This is a genomic window from Spirillospora sp. NPDC047279 (assembly GCF_040643285.1).
Classification (GTDB): domain Bacteria; phylum Actinomycetota; class Actinomycetes; order Streptosporangiales; family Streptosporangiaceae; genus Spirillospora.
In genome coordinates, this window is record NZ_JBEYUA010000004.1 from 349,985 (window position 1) to 364,660 (window position 14,676).

Below are 14,676 nucleotides of genomic sequence, written 5' to 3' on the forward strand. Positions count from 1 at the left end.
ACGAAGGGGACTCCGTGAGGAAACTCGTAGTGATCACCGCTGCGGCGGCGGGCTTCGCGCTCGCCGGGACCGCGGTGGCCGCCACGGCCGATACGGGAGCGGCGGGCAGCGAGGCCACGCAGGTGGCGGCCTCGGCGAGCCGCATCGCGTGGCAGGCGTGCCCGGACGAAGACCCGGTGCTCGGCGGGCTGCTCAAGGGCCTGGAGTGCGGCTCGCTGCAGGTGCCGCTCGACTACTCCCGTCCCGGGGGCAAGAAGATCAAGCTGGCGCTGACCCGCGCCAAGGCGACCGACACCGGGAACTACCAGGGCATCGTGCTGCTCAACCGCGGCGGCCCCGGCGGTTACGGCCGCGACCTGCCGACCCGCTTCGCCACCGGCAGCAACGGCCTGCCGACGGCGATCGGCGCGCAGTACGACTGGATCGGGTTCGACCCGCGCGGCGTCGCCGGCAGCGAGCCGCAGCTCTCCTGCGACCCGAGCTACCTCTACCCGGGCAAGGCGCGGGCCGACTACGTGCCGCGCACCGCCGCGGAGGAGCGCGCCTGGCTCGCCCGCGCCCGGACGTACGCCGCCGACTGCGGCCGCAAGTACGGCGACACCCTCAAGCACGTCAACACCAAGAACGTCGCCCGCGACATGGACGCGATCCGCGCCGCCCTCGGCCAGAAGCAGGCGAACTACTTCGGCTACTCCTACGGCACGTACCTGGGCTCGGTCTACGCCTCGATGTTCCCCGACCGCGTCCGCCGCATGGTGCTCGACAGCGTGGTCCGGCCGAGCGGCGCCTGGTACCAGGCCAACCTCGACCAGAACGTCGCGTTCGAGAAGCGCGCCCAGATCTTCTTCGCCTGGGTCGCGAAGTACGACTCGGTCTACCACCTGGGCACGACCGCCAGGGCCGTCGAGGCCAACTACTACAAGGGCCGCGCGAAGGTGGCGAAGGCCCCGGTGGACGGCAAGATCGGCCCGTCCGAGTACGACGACATCTTCCTGCCGAGCGGCTACCGCAACTACTTCTGGATCGACCACGCCACGGTCATCGCCGACTGGGTGCTGCGCGACGACCCGCAGGGCCTGCGCGACAACTTCGCCGAGCCGGCCGAGCTCGACCAGAACAGCTACGCGATCTACCTGGCCGTCGAGGCCAGGGACGCGCCGTGGCCGCGGAACTGGGCCCGCTGGCACGCCGACCACTCCCGCCAGTACGCCCAGGGTGCCCGCTTCCTGACCTGGGGCAACGCCTGGTACAACGCTCCGGCGGCGTTCTGGGCGGTGCCCGGCGCCCAGCCGCAGAAGGTCGGCGCGAAGGCGCCGAAGGTCCTGCTCATGCAGCCGGAGAACGACGCGGCCACCCCGACGCCCGGCGCGTACGAGGTGCACCGCCTGTTCCCGTCCTCCCGCCTGGTGCTGGAGCGCGGCGGCAACAACCACGGCACCTCGCTCACGCCGAACGCCAACCAGTGCATGAACGACTGGGTGTCGAAGTACCTCGCCAACGGTGCGCTGCCCGCGTCCAGGAAGGGCGAGGACGCGACCTGCAAGGCGAACCCGGCGCCGGACCCGACCGCGGTCTCGACCAAGTCCGCCCCCACGGCGGACGACCCGGTCGCCCCGATCCGCCGGTGACCCCCGGCTGAGGCGCTCCCGCGCGACGGCCCCCGTTCCGCGTCATGGCACGCGGAACGGGGGCCGCCGCGTTCGCGGCGGCGGTCCGCGAGACGAAGGAGGTGGCGGGGTAGTTCCTGGTGGAATGTCACGATTGGGCATCCTTGATCAAGAATCTCTGTCGCCAGAACCGCCCCTCCCACCACAATCTTCACCTATTGCCAGGAAGTGTGACTCCGCATGACATATCAAGGGGGTTCGGTGAAGAGGCTCGTACTCATCACTGCCACCGCCGCGCTCGCGGTCGGCGGCACCGCCGCCGCCGTCACGGCGAGCACCGGCGGCACCGCGCGCGAGGCGAGCCCGGTGGCCGCCCGGGGCATCGCCTGGGGCGCCTGCACCGGGTCGCTGGAGGGCCAGGCCGAGTGCGCCACGGTCCAGGTGCCGCTCGACCACCGCAAGCCCGGCGGCAAGAAGATCTCCATCGCGGTCTCCCGCGTGAAGCACACCGACGCCAAGGACTACAAGGGTGTGCTCTTCGTGAACCCGGGCGGCCCCGGCGGCTCCGGCCTCGCCTACTCGGCGGGCCTGAAGCGCTGGCTCGGCGGCGTGGGCCACGCGGCCGTCGCGGCCAAGTACGACATCATCGGCTTCGACCCGCGCGGCGTCGGCTCCAGCGTGCCCGCGCTCAGCTGCGACCCGAACTTCCAGAACCCGATCCGCCCCGACTACGTCCCGGCGAACTCCAGGGAAGATCGGGCCTGGATCGCCAAGTCGCGCCGGTACGCCGCCGACTGCGAGAAGAAGTTCGGCTGGCTGCTCCCGCACATGCGCACCACCGACGCGGCGCACGACGTGGACGCCATCCGCGCGGCCCTCGGCGCCAGGCAGATCAACTGGTACGGCTTCTCGTACGGCACGTACTACGGCGCCACCTACGCCACGCTGTTCCCCAAGCGCGTGAGCCGCATGGTCCTGGACGGCAACGTCAACCCCAAGACCGTCTGGTACGACGCGCAGCTCGAGCAGGACAAGGCGTTCGAGCGCAACATCAAGCTGTGGTTCAAGTGGACCGCCGGGTACGACTCGCTCTACCACCTGGGCACCACCCAGAAGGCGGTCGAGGCCAACTACTACAAGGTCCGCGCGGCCGCCGGGAAGGCGCCGATCGGCGGCAAGATCGGCCCGTCCGAGCTGGACGACATCGTGCTGAGCGCGGGCTACAACACCGGCTACTACATCCCGTTCGCGCAGGCGCTCTCGGCCTGGGCCGTGGACGGGAACGCCGAGCCGCTGATCGAGTGGCTCAACCCCGGCGGCGACGACAACGGCTTCGCGGTCTACAACGCAGTCCAGGGCGCGGACGCCAGGTGGCCCCGCAACTGGAGCACGTGGCACAACGACGCGGTGAAGCTGAACGAGCAGGGGTACCGCTTCAACACCTGGAGCAACGTCTGGTTCAACGCCCCGGTCGCGTTCTGGCCGGTCAAGGGCGGTCCCGCGCTGAAGCTGAAGAGCGACAAGGCGCTGCCGGGCATCCTGCTGGTGCAGTCGGAGCTGGACGCGGCCACGCCGGTCGCGGGCGGCTACGCCCTGCACAAGGTCTTCCCGTCCTCCCGCCTGGTCCTGGAGCTCGGCGGCAAGACCCACTCCAACACGCTCAACGGCAACGCCTGCCTGGACGACAAGGTCGCCGCGTACCTGGACACGGGCGCGCTGCCCAAGAGCCGTCCCGGCGCCGACGCCCACTGCAAGTCCGTCCCGGCGCTGAACGACCCGGACCCGAACGCCGTCACGGCCAAGGCCGCCGGCCGCGTCGCGGGCAAGGACCTGCCGGTCGGCCGCCCGTAGCGCGGCCTCCGGCAGAGCAGGACGTGCGGACCCCCGGGACGGTTTCCCGGGGGTCCTCCCGTTTCCGGACGGAATCGCGGGATGCCTCCAGGTCCGGTGTCCGCCGGGCCGCCGCCAGTAGAACTCAGTCGTGCGCAACGTCGTCGCCGGATCGGCCGCCCTGACCCTCGCCCTCGGAACCCTCGCCGGATCGGCCGCCGCCGCGGCGCAGGCCCCGCCCGCGCCCGCCGCGGCGCGGATCGTGTGGAAGGCCTGCCCGGACGACGATCCGGTCGAGAAGGACCGGCTCCAGGGCCTGGAGTGCGGCGGCCTGACCGTGCCCCTCGACTACGGCGACCCGGACGGCCAGAAGATCACTCTCGCCCTGTCGCGGGCCCGCCACACCGCCAAGAGGTTCCAGGGCGTGGTGCTGCTCAACCGCGGCGGCCCCGGCGCGCACGGGCGGGACCTGCCCGGCGCGTTCACCGGCGGGATGCCGGAGAAGGTGGCGGCGACCTACGACTGGATCGGCATCGACCCGCGCGGCGTCGGGGCGAGCAGGCCCGCCCTGATGTGCGGCGAGACCTACCAGAACCCGGGCCGCCCGCGCGCCGACACGATCCCCGCCGATCCGGCGGAGGAGCTCGCCTGGCGCGAGCGGGCGCGGGCGTACGCCGGCGACTGCGCCGCCAAGCACGGCCCGCTCCTGCCGCACATGGGCACCGAGAACTGGGCGCGCGACCTCGACGCCGTCCGCGCCGCGCTCGGCCAGAAGAAGATCAACTTCTTCGGCTACTCGTACGGCACCTACCTCGGCGCCGTCTACGCCACGATGTTCCCCGACCGCGTCCGCCGCATGGTCCTCGACAGCGTCGTCCGTCCGAGCGGTGTCTGGTACGACGCCAACCTCGACCAGGACGTGGCGTTCGAGAAGCGCATCCGGGCCTACTTCGCCTGGATCGCCAAGTACCACGGCACCTACGAGCTCGGCCGCACCGGCAAGGCGGTCGCCGCCTCCTACGCCAGGGCGCGGGCGACGCTCAAGACCGCCCCCGCGGGCGGCCGGGTCGGCCCCGCCGAGCTGGACGACCTCTTCCTGTCCGACGGCTACAGCGACCACGGGTGGCCCGCGCACGCCCGCCTGCTGTCGGCGCTGGTCGTCAAGAAGGACGCCAAGCCGCTCGTCCGCGCCTGGCAGGCGCCCGGCTGGCTCGACCAGAACAACTACGCCGTCTACACCGCCGTCCAGTGCCGGGACGCCGCCTGGCCGCGCGACTGGTCCCGCTGGCACCACGACAACTGGCGGCTCTATCGCGCCGGATACCGTTTCGAGACCTGGGGCAACGCCTGGTACAACGCTCCCTGCGCGTCCTGGGGCGTGCCCGGCGGGCCGGCCCCGCAGGTGGGCGGAACCCGGGGCCTGCCGCCGTTGTTGCTGGTCCAGGGCACCGAGGACGCCGCCACACCCTACGCGGGGGCGGTCGAGACGCACCGCCGCTTCCCGGGCTCCCGGCTGATCGTGCAGGCAGGTGGGGGTAACCACGGGGTGACACTGAACGGCGTCCCGTGCGTCGACAAGGCGGTGGCCGCCTACCTGGCGAACGGCGCGCTGCCGGCCGGGAAGCCGGGCCCGGACGCCACCTGCCCGGCCGGCGAGCCGCCCCGGCCGGGGTCGGGCGGGGCACGGCGCGCACCCGTGGGGGAGCCGGTGGCCACGTCCACCGGGCGGACGTCATAGTCTTGTGACGTGGTGCTGACAGTGGTGGGGCCGCACCGGCCCCCATCCTCGCCCGGGAGCCGCTAGCCATGCGCATGCTGGGGTCGCTGCCGGTGCGGGTCCTGGACGACCGGCACCGGGACGAGGTCATGGCGATCCTCGACGCCGACCCCGTCGCCAACGTGTTCGTCAGCTCCCGGGTGCACGCGGTCGGGCTCGATCCCGGCCGGCTGGGCGCCCAGATGTGGGGCTACATGCGCGACGGGCGGCTGGCGTCGCTCTGCTACGCCGGCGCCAACCTGATCCCGGTGTCCGCCGGGCCCGACGCGGTGCGCGCGTTCGCCGAGCGGGCCCAGGCGCAGGGGCGGCGCTGCTCGTCCATCGTCGGCCCCAAGGACGCCGTCAGCGGGCTGTGGGAGATCCTCGAGCCCTACTGGGGCCCGGCCCGCGCGATCAGGGCCGCCCAGCCGGTGATGGCCACCTCGGCGATGCCGCCGGTGGCCGCCGACCACGGTGTGCGCCGCGTCCGGATGGACGAGTTCGACGTCATCTACCCCGCCTGCGTGGCGATGTTCACCGAAGAGGTCGGGGTCTCGCCCAACGCCGGCGACGGCGGCGTGCTCTACCGGGCGCGCGTCGCCGAGCTGATCAGGGCCGGCCGCGCCTTCGCCCGCATCGAGAACGGCCGGGTGCTGTTCAAGGCCGAGGTGGGCGCCGTCACCCCGCTGGCCTGCCAGGTGCAGGGCGTGTGGGTGCCGCCCGACCAGCGCGGGCAGGGCCTGTCGGTGCGCGGGATGGCCGCCCTGGTCGAGGAGTCGCTGCGGTCGATCGCGCCCACCGTCTCGCTGTACGTCAACGACTTCAACGCCCGGGCCAGGGCCGCTTACCGGCGGGTCGGGTTCGACGAGGTCGACACGTTCATGTCGATCCTCTTCTGATCTCCCGCTCCCGAGCTCCCGCCGGGTCCCGCCCGATCCTGGTCCGCTCCGTTCCGCCCGTTCACGATCACGCCGGGGTACCATCCGGCCGTGGAGTTCGCCGGTGCCCTGCGCCAGGCCGTTCAGGCGAGCGGCCTGACCCTCGAGCGGATCCGCCACCGGCTGGGGCAGCGCGGCCTGCCGGTCAGCGTGGCCACGCTGAGCTACTGGCAGCGCGGCCGCAGCAGGCCGCGGTCGCGCGCGGTCGTCGCCGCGCTGGAGGAGATCCTCGGCGTCCCGGCCGGGGCGCTCACCGGCCTGCTGGACGCCGCCGAGCCCGGCGCCCACCCGGTCCGGCACGGCGCCGGGGGCGGCGCGGGCCGTGGCGGCGGCGGCCTGGGCCGGCCCGACCGGGGCCGCGGCGCCGCCGACCTGTGGCCCGACCCCGACCGCTACACCCGGGTCGTCGCCCAGCTGGACCGTTCGGGCGACCACCGGCTCGAACGGCTCAGCACCCACGACGTCTACCTCCTCGACGCCGGCCGGCGGCCGGGCCGCCTGTCGGTGCGCACCGTGCTGCGCGCGGCGGGCGACGACGTCGACCGGGTGGTGTGCGTGCACGAGGCGGGGGAGGGGCATCCCGAGGCCGAGCTCACCGGGCTGCGCTACTGCCGGCCGGGACGGGTGCGGGCCGAGGAGGGGCTGCTGGCGTTCGAGCTCGTCTTCGACCGGGTGCTGGCGGCCGGCGACACCGCCGTGGTCGAGTACGAGCTGATCCTGCGGCCGTCGCGGGACCAGCGGCAGACCGACGAATACGCGCGGCGGTTCTCCCGGCCCGTCCGGGATTATCTGGCGGTCGTGCAGTTCCACGAGGAAATGTTTCCGGCGCGTTGCTATGGTTTCACGGAAGAAGCCGCGCGAGGCCCCCGGGAACGGCTGGAAGAGCTGTGGATCGGCACGTCGGGCAGTGCCCATATCTCCGCGGGCGACGTTCGATTCGGCATCCTCGGCCTCGAATGGGAATGGGACTGAATCGTTATACAGTTCAATTGCGAGTCGCCGCTTGATTCTGAGGACCCTCGAAATCGTTGACGGTCTCCGAATCGCGAGCTGAAGATCTCATCGTCACTCTCCAGCCCCCGCGTCACCGATGGAGACCAGATGAGACGCCCCCTGCTGATACTCGCCGTCCTCGCCGCGGCACCGCTGACCGCGGCGACCGCCCTCCCCGCCCACGCGGCCGCTCCCGCCGCCCCGCTCCGCATGGCCGCACCGGGCCAGGGGATCGAGGGCCAGTACATCGTCACGCTCGACAAGGGCGTGTCCGCCGCCAGGACGGCCTCCAGCCGCGGCGTGCGGACCCTCCAGCGCTTCGACAAGGTCCTCAACGGCTTCTCCGCCAGGCTCACGTCCGCCCAGCTCGCCAAGCTGCGCGCCACCCCCGGCGTCGCCTCGATCGAGCAGGACGGCGTCGTCCGGACGGCCGAGACCCAGGCCAACCCGCCCTCGTGGGGCCTCGACCGCATCGACCAGGCCCGGCTGCCGCTGTCCAGTAGCTACACCTTCGGCAACCGCGCGCCCGGCGTCACCGCGTACGTGATCGACACCGGCATCGCCACCGGCCACGCGGACTTCGGCGGCCGGGCCCGCAACGTCTACGACGCGCTCGGCGGCAGCGGCGCCGACTGCAACGGCCACGGCACGCACGTCGCCGGCACCATCGGCGGGGCCGCCCACGGCGTCGCCAAGTCGGTGCAGCTGCGCGGCGTCCGCGTGCTGGACTGCGGCGGCTCGGGCTCCTGGTCCGGGATCATCGCCGGCATGAACTGGGTGGCGACCAACCACGTGAAGCCGGCGGTCGCCAACCTGTCGCTCGGCGGCGGCTACAACGGCTCGGTCAACAGCGCCGCCGACAACCTCGCCTCCGCGGGCGTCTTCGTCGGCATCGCGGCGGGCAACAACAACGCCAACGCCTGCAACTACTCGCCCGCCAGCGCCGCCAACGGCACCGCGGTCGCCTCCAGTACCCGCACCGACGCCAAGTCCTCGTTCAGCAATCACGGCTCCTGCGTCGACCTGTACGCGCCGGGCTCCAGCATCACCTCGACCTGGCTCAACGGCGGCACCAACACCATCAACGGCACGTCCATGGCCACCCCCCACGTGGTGGGCGTCGCGGCCCTCTACAAGGCCGCCCGCGGCGACGCCTCGTTCAGCACGATCCGGTCCTGGCTGACGGCCAACGCCACCAGCGGAGTGATCACGGGCAATCCGTCGGGCACCCCCAACCGGCTGCTGAACACGGCCGGCCTGTGACACAGACCCGGGTGTGAGGGGGCACCGGGATGAGCCCCGCGCGCCGCAACCTGCGGCGTCGCGGGGCTCGTGTTGTGAGAAATTGCCGCTTGGCATTACCGCCCGGGGGTTTTACAGTGAGCGCTGATATAGCAAGTGCTGTTGTCAAGGCCGAGGGCGGGGGCCGGCCAACGCCCTTCCGGAGGCCGATAGCGGTGCAGACAGTCACGGAGGAAGACCTCCTCCAGATGCTGCAGTACGGCCCCTTCAACGTGGCCCTGCACGCGGCGATCCAAGCACGCGGGCTGAGCCTTGAATCCCTGCGCAGACGACTCGAGCAGCAGGGCATCGCGGTCAGTCTCTCCACCCTGAGTTACTGGCAGCGGGGTCGTACACGTCCCGAACGAGCCGACTCACTCCGCGCGGTGCGCGGTCTCGAGGTGATCCTCGAACTGCCCCGCCACTCACTCCTGACCCTTCTCAAGCCGTCCGGCGAACGCGCCGCCGGACCGTGGCTGCCGGTGGAGGAGCTCTGCCCCGAGCCCGGCGTCCGCGACCTGATCGCCGAGATCGGCGAGCGCGGCGAACGCCTGATGACCGGCCTCAGCCTGCACGACCTCAACGTCGTCGGCCGTGACCGCGACCTGCGCGAGGTGCGCACCCGGGCGGTCTTCCAGGCGCAGCAGCGCGGCGTCGACCGCTGGATCGCCGTCTACCACCATCCGCACCGGGTCATCCCGTCCTCCCGTACCGCGCGCGGCTGCCGGTTCGGGCGGGTCCGGGTCGACGAGGCGAGCGGTCTCATCGCCGCCGAGCTGCTCTTCGACCGCGCCCTCGCGCGCGGCGAGACCTACCTGCTGGAGTACGGCTTCGGCTTCGACGAGGGCGGCCCCGCCGTCACCGAGGAGGGCCGCGGCTTCCGTACCCCGCAGCACGAGTACCTGATCGAGGTGAGGTTCCACCCGTCGTCGCTCCCGGCCCGCTGCTACCGGACCTGGCGCCCCGACGCCCAGACCGCCCTGAAGGACCTGACCGACCTGCGGATGTCCAGCTACCACAGCGTCCACTTCATCGACTTCGGCATGGCCACCGGCTACCACGGCATGCGCTGGGAATGGGACTGAATTCACGCTTCCACGGCCTCGGCGGCCGAGCCTGGCGGCTCGTCCACCGAACCGCGAAAGGGCGAGCGCGACATCGCTTCGCGATCTCTCGTGTAGCTTCGCCTTCGGCTTGCTTCACGACCCGTTAGCGCGCTCGGGTGCGTGGCCGGGGTCGGGCCGGGCTATCTGGCCAGGAGGCCGAGGAGGCGGTCGAGCTCGGCCGCGGGGTCACGGGTGAGGCCGGCGTGGACCGGGCCGGGCTGGACGATCGTGCTGCGCGGCGCCGTGAGCCAGCGGAAGCGCGCCCCGGGCGGCTCCGACGCGGCCTGCCCGGCGCGGTCGCCGCCGCAGCAGAGGGCGTCGACGGCCTTGAGCGCCGTGCGCACGCCCTCCAGGTCGAGCCCGGCGTCCAGGGCCAGCAGCCGCGGCTCGTCCAGATGGGTGCCGCACCCCAGGTAGTCGAGGGCGCGGCAGTAGACGACGACGCCCACGTTCATCAGCTCGCCGCGCTCGACGCGAGGGATCACGCGCAGCGCGGCGTACTCGAAGACCTTCCTGTCACTCATGCCGGCCCGCCCAGCCAGCCGGGGCGGTTCTCGCCGCGGCGGGACGCGGTGTCGGCCTTGGCCTTGCTGACGTCGAGGGAGGGCAGCCAGTCACGCGGCTTGCCTACCCGCCTCAGCAGGATCTCCACATAGGCGGCACGGACTTCCTGCGCGCCGGCGAAACCCGGCTCGTCGTCCAGCCAGCGGTCCGGGACGAGCCCGGCGACCTCGCGCAGGAGATCCTCGGTGATCTTCGGGGCCAGCTCGGACTCGGCGGCCTCCAGGTCCTTCGCGAACGGGGTGAGGACGTGGTCGTCCACGTCGTAGGGCCCGGCGAAGAGCCTGGCCGCGTTCGCCCAGGCATGGTGGAAGATCAGGCTGGCGCCGTGGTCGATCAGCCACACGTCGCCGTGCCAGACGAGCATGTTGGGGTTGCGCCAGCTGCGGTCGACGTTGCCGATGAACGCGTCGAACCAGAGCACCCGGGACGCCCAGGACCGGTCGGGGTGCCAGCCGAGCGGGTCGAAGCCGAGCGCGCCGGGCAGGAAGTCGACGCCGAGGTTCCAGCCCGTGCTGGCCTTGAGCAGGTCCTGCACGTCGGTGTCGGGCTCGTGCCGCCCGATCACCGGATCGAGGTCCATGACGACCTGTTCGGGCACGCGGAACCCGAGGCGGCGGGCGAGCTCGCCCGCGATCACCTCGGCCACCAGCGCCTTGCGGCCCTGCCCGGCGCCGTGGAACTTCATGACGTACGTGCCCAGGTCGTCGGCCTCGACGACCCCCGGCAGCGACCCGCCCTCACGCAGCGGGGTCACGTACCGGGTGGCGGTGACGAGTGGCAACACGCCGATCACGCTATCGGGTGCCGCGATAATCGGTGACATGCGGGAGCTCCTGATCGACCTGTCGGTGCCGATCGCCACGGGCATGCCCGTCTACCCCGGTGATCCCGAGGTCGAGCTGTCGGCCGCGCTGATCACCGCGGTGGACGGGGTGAACGTCCACCGCCTGCACCTCGGTTCGCAGACCGGCACGCACGTGGACGCGCCGTTCCACATCGACGACTTTCTCCCGGGGCTGGACGAGCTGCCGGGCGGGGGAGTCTTCACCGGCCCGGCCGACGTCGTGGACGTGCGGGGGCTGGCGCCGCGCACCGCCATCGGCCCGGAGGCCCTCCCCGAACGCCCGGCGGCCGAGGGCGCGATGCTGGTCTTCGCCACCGGCTGGTCGCGCCACTGGGGGACCGGCGACTACTTCGCGCATCCCTACCTGGAGCCCGCGACGGCCGAGTCCGCGGCGGCGCGCGGCTGGCCGGTCGTGGGGATCGACGCGCCGAGCGTCGACCCGACCCTGGAGCCGGGAACGCCCGGCTTCACCCTCGCCGCCCACCGGGCCCTGCTCGACCGCTCGGCCCCGATGCCGGTCGGCCCGATGATCGTCGAGAACCTCACCGGCCTCGATCGGGTGCTGGACGCGCGGGCGGCCGGCCGCACGATCGAGATGATGGTCTTCCCGCTGCGCCTGCCCGGTGACGGCGCCCCCGCGCGGGTCGTCTCCCGCTCCCTCCCCGCGCCCTGACACGGCGCAGGGGCGCCCGGCCGCCGGAGGACGGCGGCCGGGCACCCCTGCGGTGTGCTCACGGCGTCACATCCTGGCGATGACGTCCTCGGCGAAGCGCTCCATCGTGGCGACCTTGAGGTCGAGCCCCTCGCCGTACCTGGCCTTGTCGTCGGGCGAGGCCAGCCACCAGGGCGCGGCCATGGTCCCGGCGACGCCCTTGGCGGCCCACTTCTTGTAGAGCTCGGCGGAGGGCATCGCGCCGATGGGGGCGATCACCTCGAGGTCGTCCAGCGTGCGGCCCTGCTCGGCCAGGAAACCCTTGAGCCGTTCGAGCAGCTCCTCCAGCTGGGCCTCGGAGTAGATGCGGTTGCCGATCCAGCCGTCGCCGATGCGGGCGGCGCGGCGCAGCGCCACGTCGCTGTCGCCGCCGATGTAGAGCGGCACCGGCTTGGACGGGACGGGGGAGATGCTCAGCGGGCCGAAGTCGTAGTGCGTGCCGTGGTGCTCGACGAGCCCGCCCTGCCACAGGGTGCGCAGGGCGGGGATCATCTCGTCCAGCCGCTTGCCGCGGGTGTGGAAGTCCTGGCCCGTCTGCAGGAACTCGTCCTTGCACCAGCCCACGCCCACGCCGAACGTCACCCGGTCGTCCGACAACGCCGCGGCCGTCGAGACGGCCTTGGCGACCGTGAACAGGTCACGGGCCGGCGGGATGTAGACGTTGGTCGCGAAGCGGACCCGTTCGGTCACCGCCGCCATCGCGCCGATCGTCACCCACACGTCCGGCCAGTGCGTGTCCGGCTTGTAGGGCGGCGCCCCCGTGTCGGTGTACGGGTAGTCGGCGTCGTAGTCGGTGTAGAAGATGTGGTCCGAGATCGCGACCGTGTCGTAGCCGAGACGGTCCGCGGCACGGGCGAGCCCGAGGTACTCGCCCGTGTCGACGAACGCGGCGCCGAGCCAGAACTTCATCGTGGTCCTCGTCAGTCCTGGAACTCGGGAATGACCTTGGTGGCGAACATCTCCAGGTTGCGCTTGACCGTGTCGAGCGGCAGCACGCCCTGCTGGCCCTGCATGAAGAGGCCGAACCACTCCAGGTCGGGCATGCGGTCGAGCATGCGCTGGATGCCGCGCTTGACGTCGTCCGGCGTGCCGAGGAGGGCCATCTCGACCTCGTTCATGCGCTTGAAGTCGCCCTTCTCCGGAGAGATGGGCTTGTGACTGTCGTCCTCCTTCTTGCGCAGCACCTCGAGGTAGCCGAACGGGCCGAAGAACGACGCGAAGTCCTTCTGCATGCCCTTGCCGTAGGTGGCGATGGCCTCCTCGCGGGTGTCCGCCATGCCCACGATCTTGAGGATGCCGGTGTGCTCGCCGAGCTTGTAGTCCTTGCCCTGGCGCGCGCACTCCTCCTGGTAGAGCTTGGCCTTGGCCGCGTGGTCGTCGGGGTTCGGCGTGAACATCCACGGCATGATGCCCTCCTGGGCGGCGCGGATGACCGAACGGTCCGAGACGGTGAACGGCTGCCACAACTCGGGGTGCGGGTTCTGGTACGGCTTCGGGCAGACCGAGACGGACTGGATGACGCCGTTCTCGTCGATCTCGCCGGGCGCGCCGAACGTCTGGGTCCACTCCTGCGCGGGCCAGCCCTCGATGCCGCTGAACGGGGCGGGGACCTCGTAGTCGAGCACGTCGCTCTTGTAGCGGAGGTTGTCCTGCTCCCAGGCCATCTTCATGATCTTCAGCACCTCGCCGAAGACGTCGAAGTTGCGCGTGTCGGACTTGGAGCCGTCCGACCGGGCCGCGGCGGCGTTCCAGCGCTGGCCCAGCACGTTCATCCAGCGGTTCTGGTAACCGCGGGCGACGCCGAGCCGGAGCCGTCCCTTGGAGAAGTGGTCCAGCAACGCCACGTCCTCGGCCGCCCGGATCGGGTCCCAGGCCGGCAGCACGATCCCCAGCGGCGCGAGCAGGATGCGCTCGGTGCGGGCCGCCAGGTCCGTCAGGAACATCAGCGGGTTGACCGAGAACTCGAAGCCCTCCGAGTGGAAGTGGTGCTCGGTCATCATGAGCGCGTCGAAGCCGATCTGGTCGGCATGCACGGCGATCTCACGGACCTCGTGGAGCAGATTCTGGTACGACTCGACGTCGCGTCCGATCGGCCGCTTGGCCTTGGCGTTCTCCTCGGCGGCCCAGCCCGACCCCGGGATCTGCGGGTTGAGGAAGATGGAAAACTTCACGCGGACTTCTCCTTGTCGAGCTTGTCGAGTTCCTTGAGCCACTTCTTGACGACGAGCAGGAATTCGGCCGGCCGCTCTTCGTGCAGCCGGTGCCCGGCCGCGGGCCAGCTCACGGCCCGGGACGCGGGGTGCTTGAACTGTTCGGCCTCCCACGCGGCGCGCGCGGGATCGGCCCAGCAGGCCAGGACGGGGCAGTCGCGGCCGGCGAGGTAGGCCTCGGACTCGGGGCGCGTGGCCCAGCGGCCCTCGTCGGTGAACATCGCCGGGAAGGCCTGCTTGAGCACGTGCTCCGGGGTCGCCTGGATCTTGCGGGCGTGCGCGGTGCGCACGTGCGCGGGGGTGACCGGGGTGTAGAGCACCGGCTCCATGCCGAGCACGGCGGGGACCGGGTCCTTGAGCAGTCCCTCCACCATGGCGGGCATGAACGCCGCGATCTCGGCGGGCATCCCGTACGCGGGGTCGACGCACACCAGGGCGCGGATCCGGGCGGCATGCTCGACCGCCAGGGTGCTCACCACCATGGTGCCCATGGAGTGGCCGAGGGCGATCACCCGATCGACGCCGAGGTGGTCCAGCAGCGCGATCATGTCGGCGGCCAGGTCGGCCGGGCGGTATCCGGTCGCGGGCGCCGAGGAGTTGCCGTGGCCGCGGAGGTCGGGCGCGACGACCCGGTAGCCGGCCGCGGTGAGGCCCGCGATGTGCCAGGCCCAGTCCTGGGAGTCGGCGGCGTACCCGTGAACGAGAAGGAGCGTCGTGCCGTTCGCCACAGCGTCGTCGGGGGCGTCGTCGGTGTAGAAGAGACGAACATCTCCCAGCTCAGCAAATGGCATGGGCACTCCTCTCTGGGACGCTGACCGAACAAGCGCACGCTACA

13 protein-coding genes are annotated in these 14,676 nt (G+C 71.8%); 8 read left to right on the forward strand and 5 right to left on the reverse strand.

Translation table 11 applies throughout. From position 1 onward, the window contains the following. The first annotated feature begins 14 nt into the window (after window positions 1-14). The 7 genes from ABZ810_RS12215 to ABZ810_RS12245 all read left to right on the forward strand — a co-directional run bounded on the left by ABZ810_RS12215 (window position 15) and on the right by ABZ810_RS12245 (window position 9,490). Entirely contained in the window at window positions 15-1,628 is a 1,614-nt protein-coding gene (locus ABZ810_RS12215; protein WP_358402402.1) for an alpha/beta hydrolase, read from the forward strand. 240 nt (window positions 1,629-1,868) lie between these two features. Beyond that, a complete protein-coding gene (locus tag ABZ810_RS12220) occupies window positions 1,869-3,458 on the forward strand; it encodes an alpha/beta hydrolase (protein WP_358402404.1) in 1,590 nt (529 codons plus the stop codon). Window positions 3,459-3,588: 130 nt separating this feature from the next. Continuing rightward, a complete protein-coding gene (locus ABZ810_RS12225; RefSeq protein WP_358402406.1) occupies window positions 3,589-5,175 on the forward strand; it encodes an alpha/beta hydrolase in 1,587 nt (528 codons plus the stop codon). Between the two features lie 74 nt (window positions 5,176-5,249). Beyond that, window positions 5,250-6,092 (forward strand): DUF4081 domain-containing protein, encoded by an 843-nt coding sequence (locus ABZ810_RS12230; RefSeq protein ID WP_358402857.1) that lies wholly within the window; start codon window positions 5,250-5,252, stop codon window positions 6,090-6,092. A gap of 90 nt (window positions 6,093-6,182) precedes the next feature. Further along, window positions 6,183-7,103, forward strand: a complete 921-nt coding sequence (locus ABZ810_RS12235; RefSeq protein WP_358402408.1) for a hypothetical protein — start codon at window positions 6,183-6,185, stop codon at window positions 7,101-7,103. A gap of 129 nt (window positions 7,104-7,232) precedes the next feature. Continuing rightward, window positions 7,233-8,387 carry a S8 family peptidase gene (locus ABZ810_RS12240; protein ID WP_358402410.1) on the forward strand — a complete coding sequence of 385 codons (1,155 nt, stop codon included), beginning with the start codon at window positions 7,233-7,235 and terminating at the stop codon, window positions 8,385-8,387. Window positions 8,388-8,581: 194 nt separating this feature from the next. After that, the gene (locus ABZ810_RS12245) at window positions 8,582-9,490 is read left to right on the forward strand and encodes a hypothetical protein (protein WP_358402412.1); all 909 of its coding nucleotides are present in this window, start codon (window positions 8,582-8,584) and stop codon (window positions 9,488-9,490) included. 161 nt (window positions 9,491-9,651) lie between these two features. Here the strand turns inward: ABZ810_RS12245 and ABZ810_RS12250 are convergent, their stop codons facing one another. Next, window positions 9,652-10,035: a DUF3037 domain-containing protein gene (locus ABZ810_RS12250; protein WP_358402414.1), complete on the reverse strand. Its 384-nt coding sequence runs from the start codon at window positions 10,033-10,035 to the stop codon at window positions 9,652-9,654. Then, window positions 10,032-10,898, reverse strand: coding sequence for a HipA family kinase (locus tag ABZ810_RS12255; protein ID WP_358402416.1), 867 nt, complete (start codon window positions 10,896-10,898; stop codon window positions 10,032-10,034). Before ABZ810_RS12255 ends, ABZ810_RS12250 begins: the two co-directional genes overlap by 4 nt. On the opposite strand from ABZ810_RS12255, the gene ABZ810_RS12260 reads away from it, so the two are divergent. Then, entirely contained in the window at window positions 10,897-11,592 is a 696-nt protein-coding gene (locus ABZ810_RS12260) for a cyclase family protein (RefSeq protein WP_358402418.1), read from the forward strand. The genes ABZ810_RS12255 and ABZ810_RS12260 overlap by 2 nt on opposite strands. A 66-nt stretch (window positions 11,593-11,658) precedes the next feature. Here the strand turns inward: ABZ810_RS12260 and ABZ810_RS12265 are convergent, their stop codons facing one another. From ABZ810_RS12265 to ABZ810_RS12275, 3 genes are read right to left on the reverse strand one after another with little or no spacing between them, the layout of a single operon-like run. Continuing rightward, entirely contained in the window at window positions 11,659-12,540 is an 882-nt protein-coding gene (locus tag ABZ810_RS12265) for a TIGR03619 family F420-dependent LLM class oxidoreductase (RefSeq protein WP_358402420.1), read from the reverse strand. Between the two features lie 11 nt (window positions 12,541-12,551). Next, window positions 12,552-13,802 carry an LLM class flavin-dependent oxidoreductase gene (locus ABZ810_RS12270; protein ID WP_358402422.1) on the reverse strand — a complete coding sequence of 417 codons (1,251 nt, stop codon included), beginning with the start codon at window positions 13,800-13,802 and terminating at the stop codon, window positions 12,552-12,554. Continuing rightward, complete coding sequence (locus tag ABZ810_RS12275) at window positions 13,799-14,632, reverse strand: alpha/beta hydrolase (protein WP_358402424.1); 834 nt, start codon at window positions 14,630-14,632, stop codon at window positions 13,799-13,801. The genes ABZ810_RS12270 and ABZ810_RS12275 overlap by 4 nt, the downstream gene beginning before the upstream one ends. Window positions 14,633-14,676 lie beyond the last annotated feature (44 nt).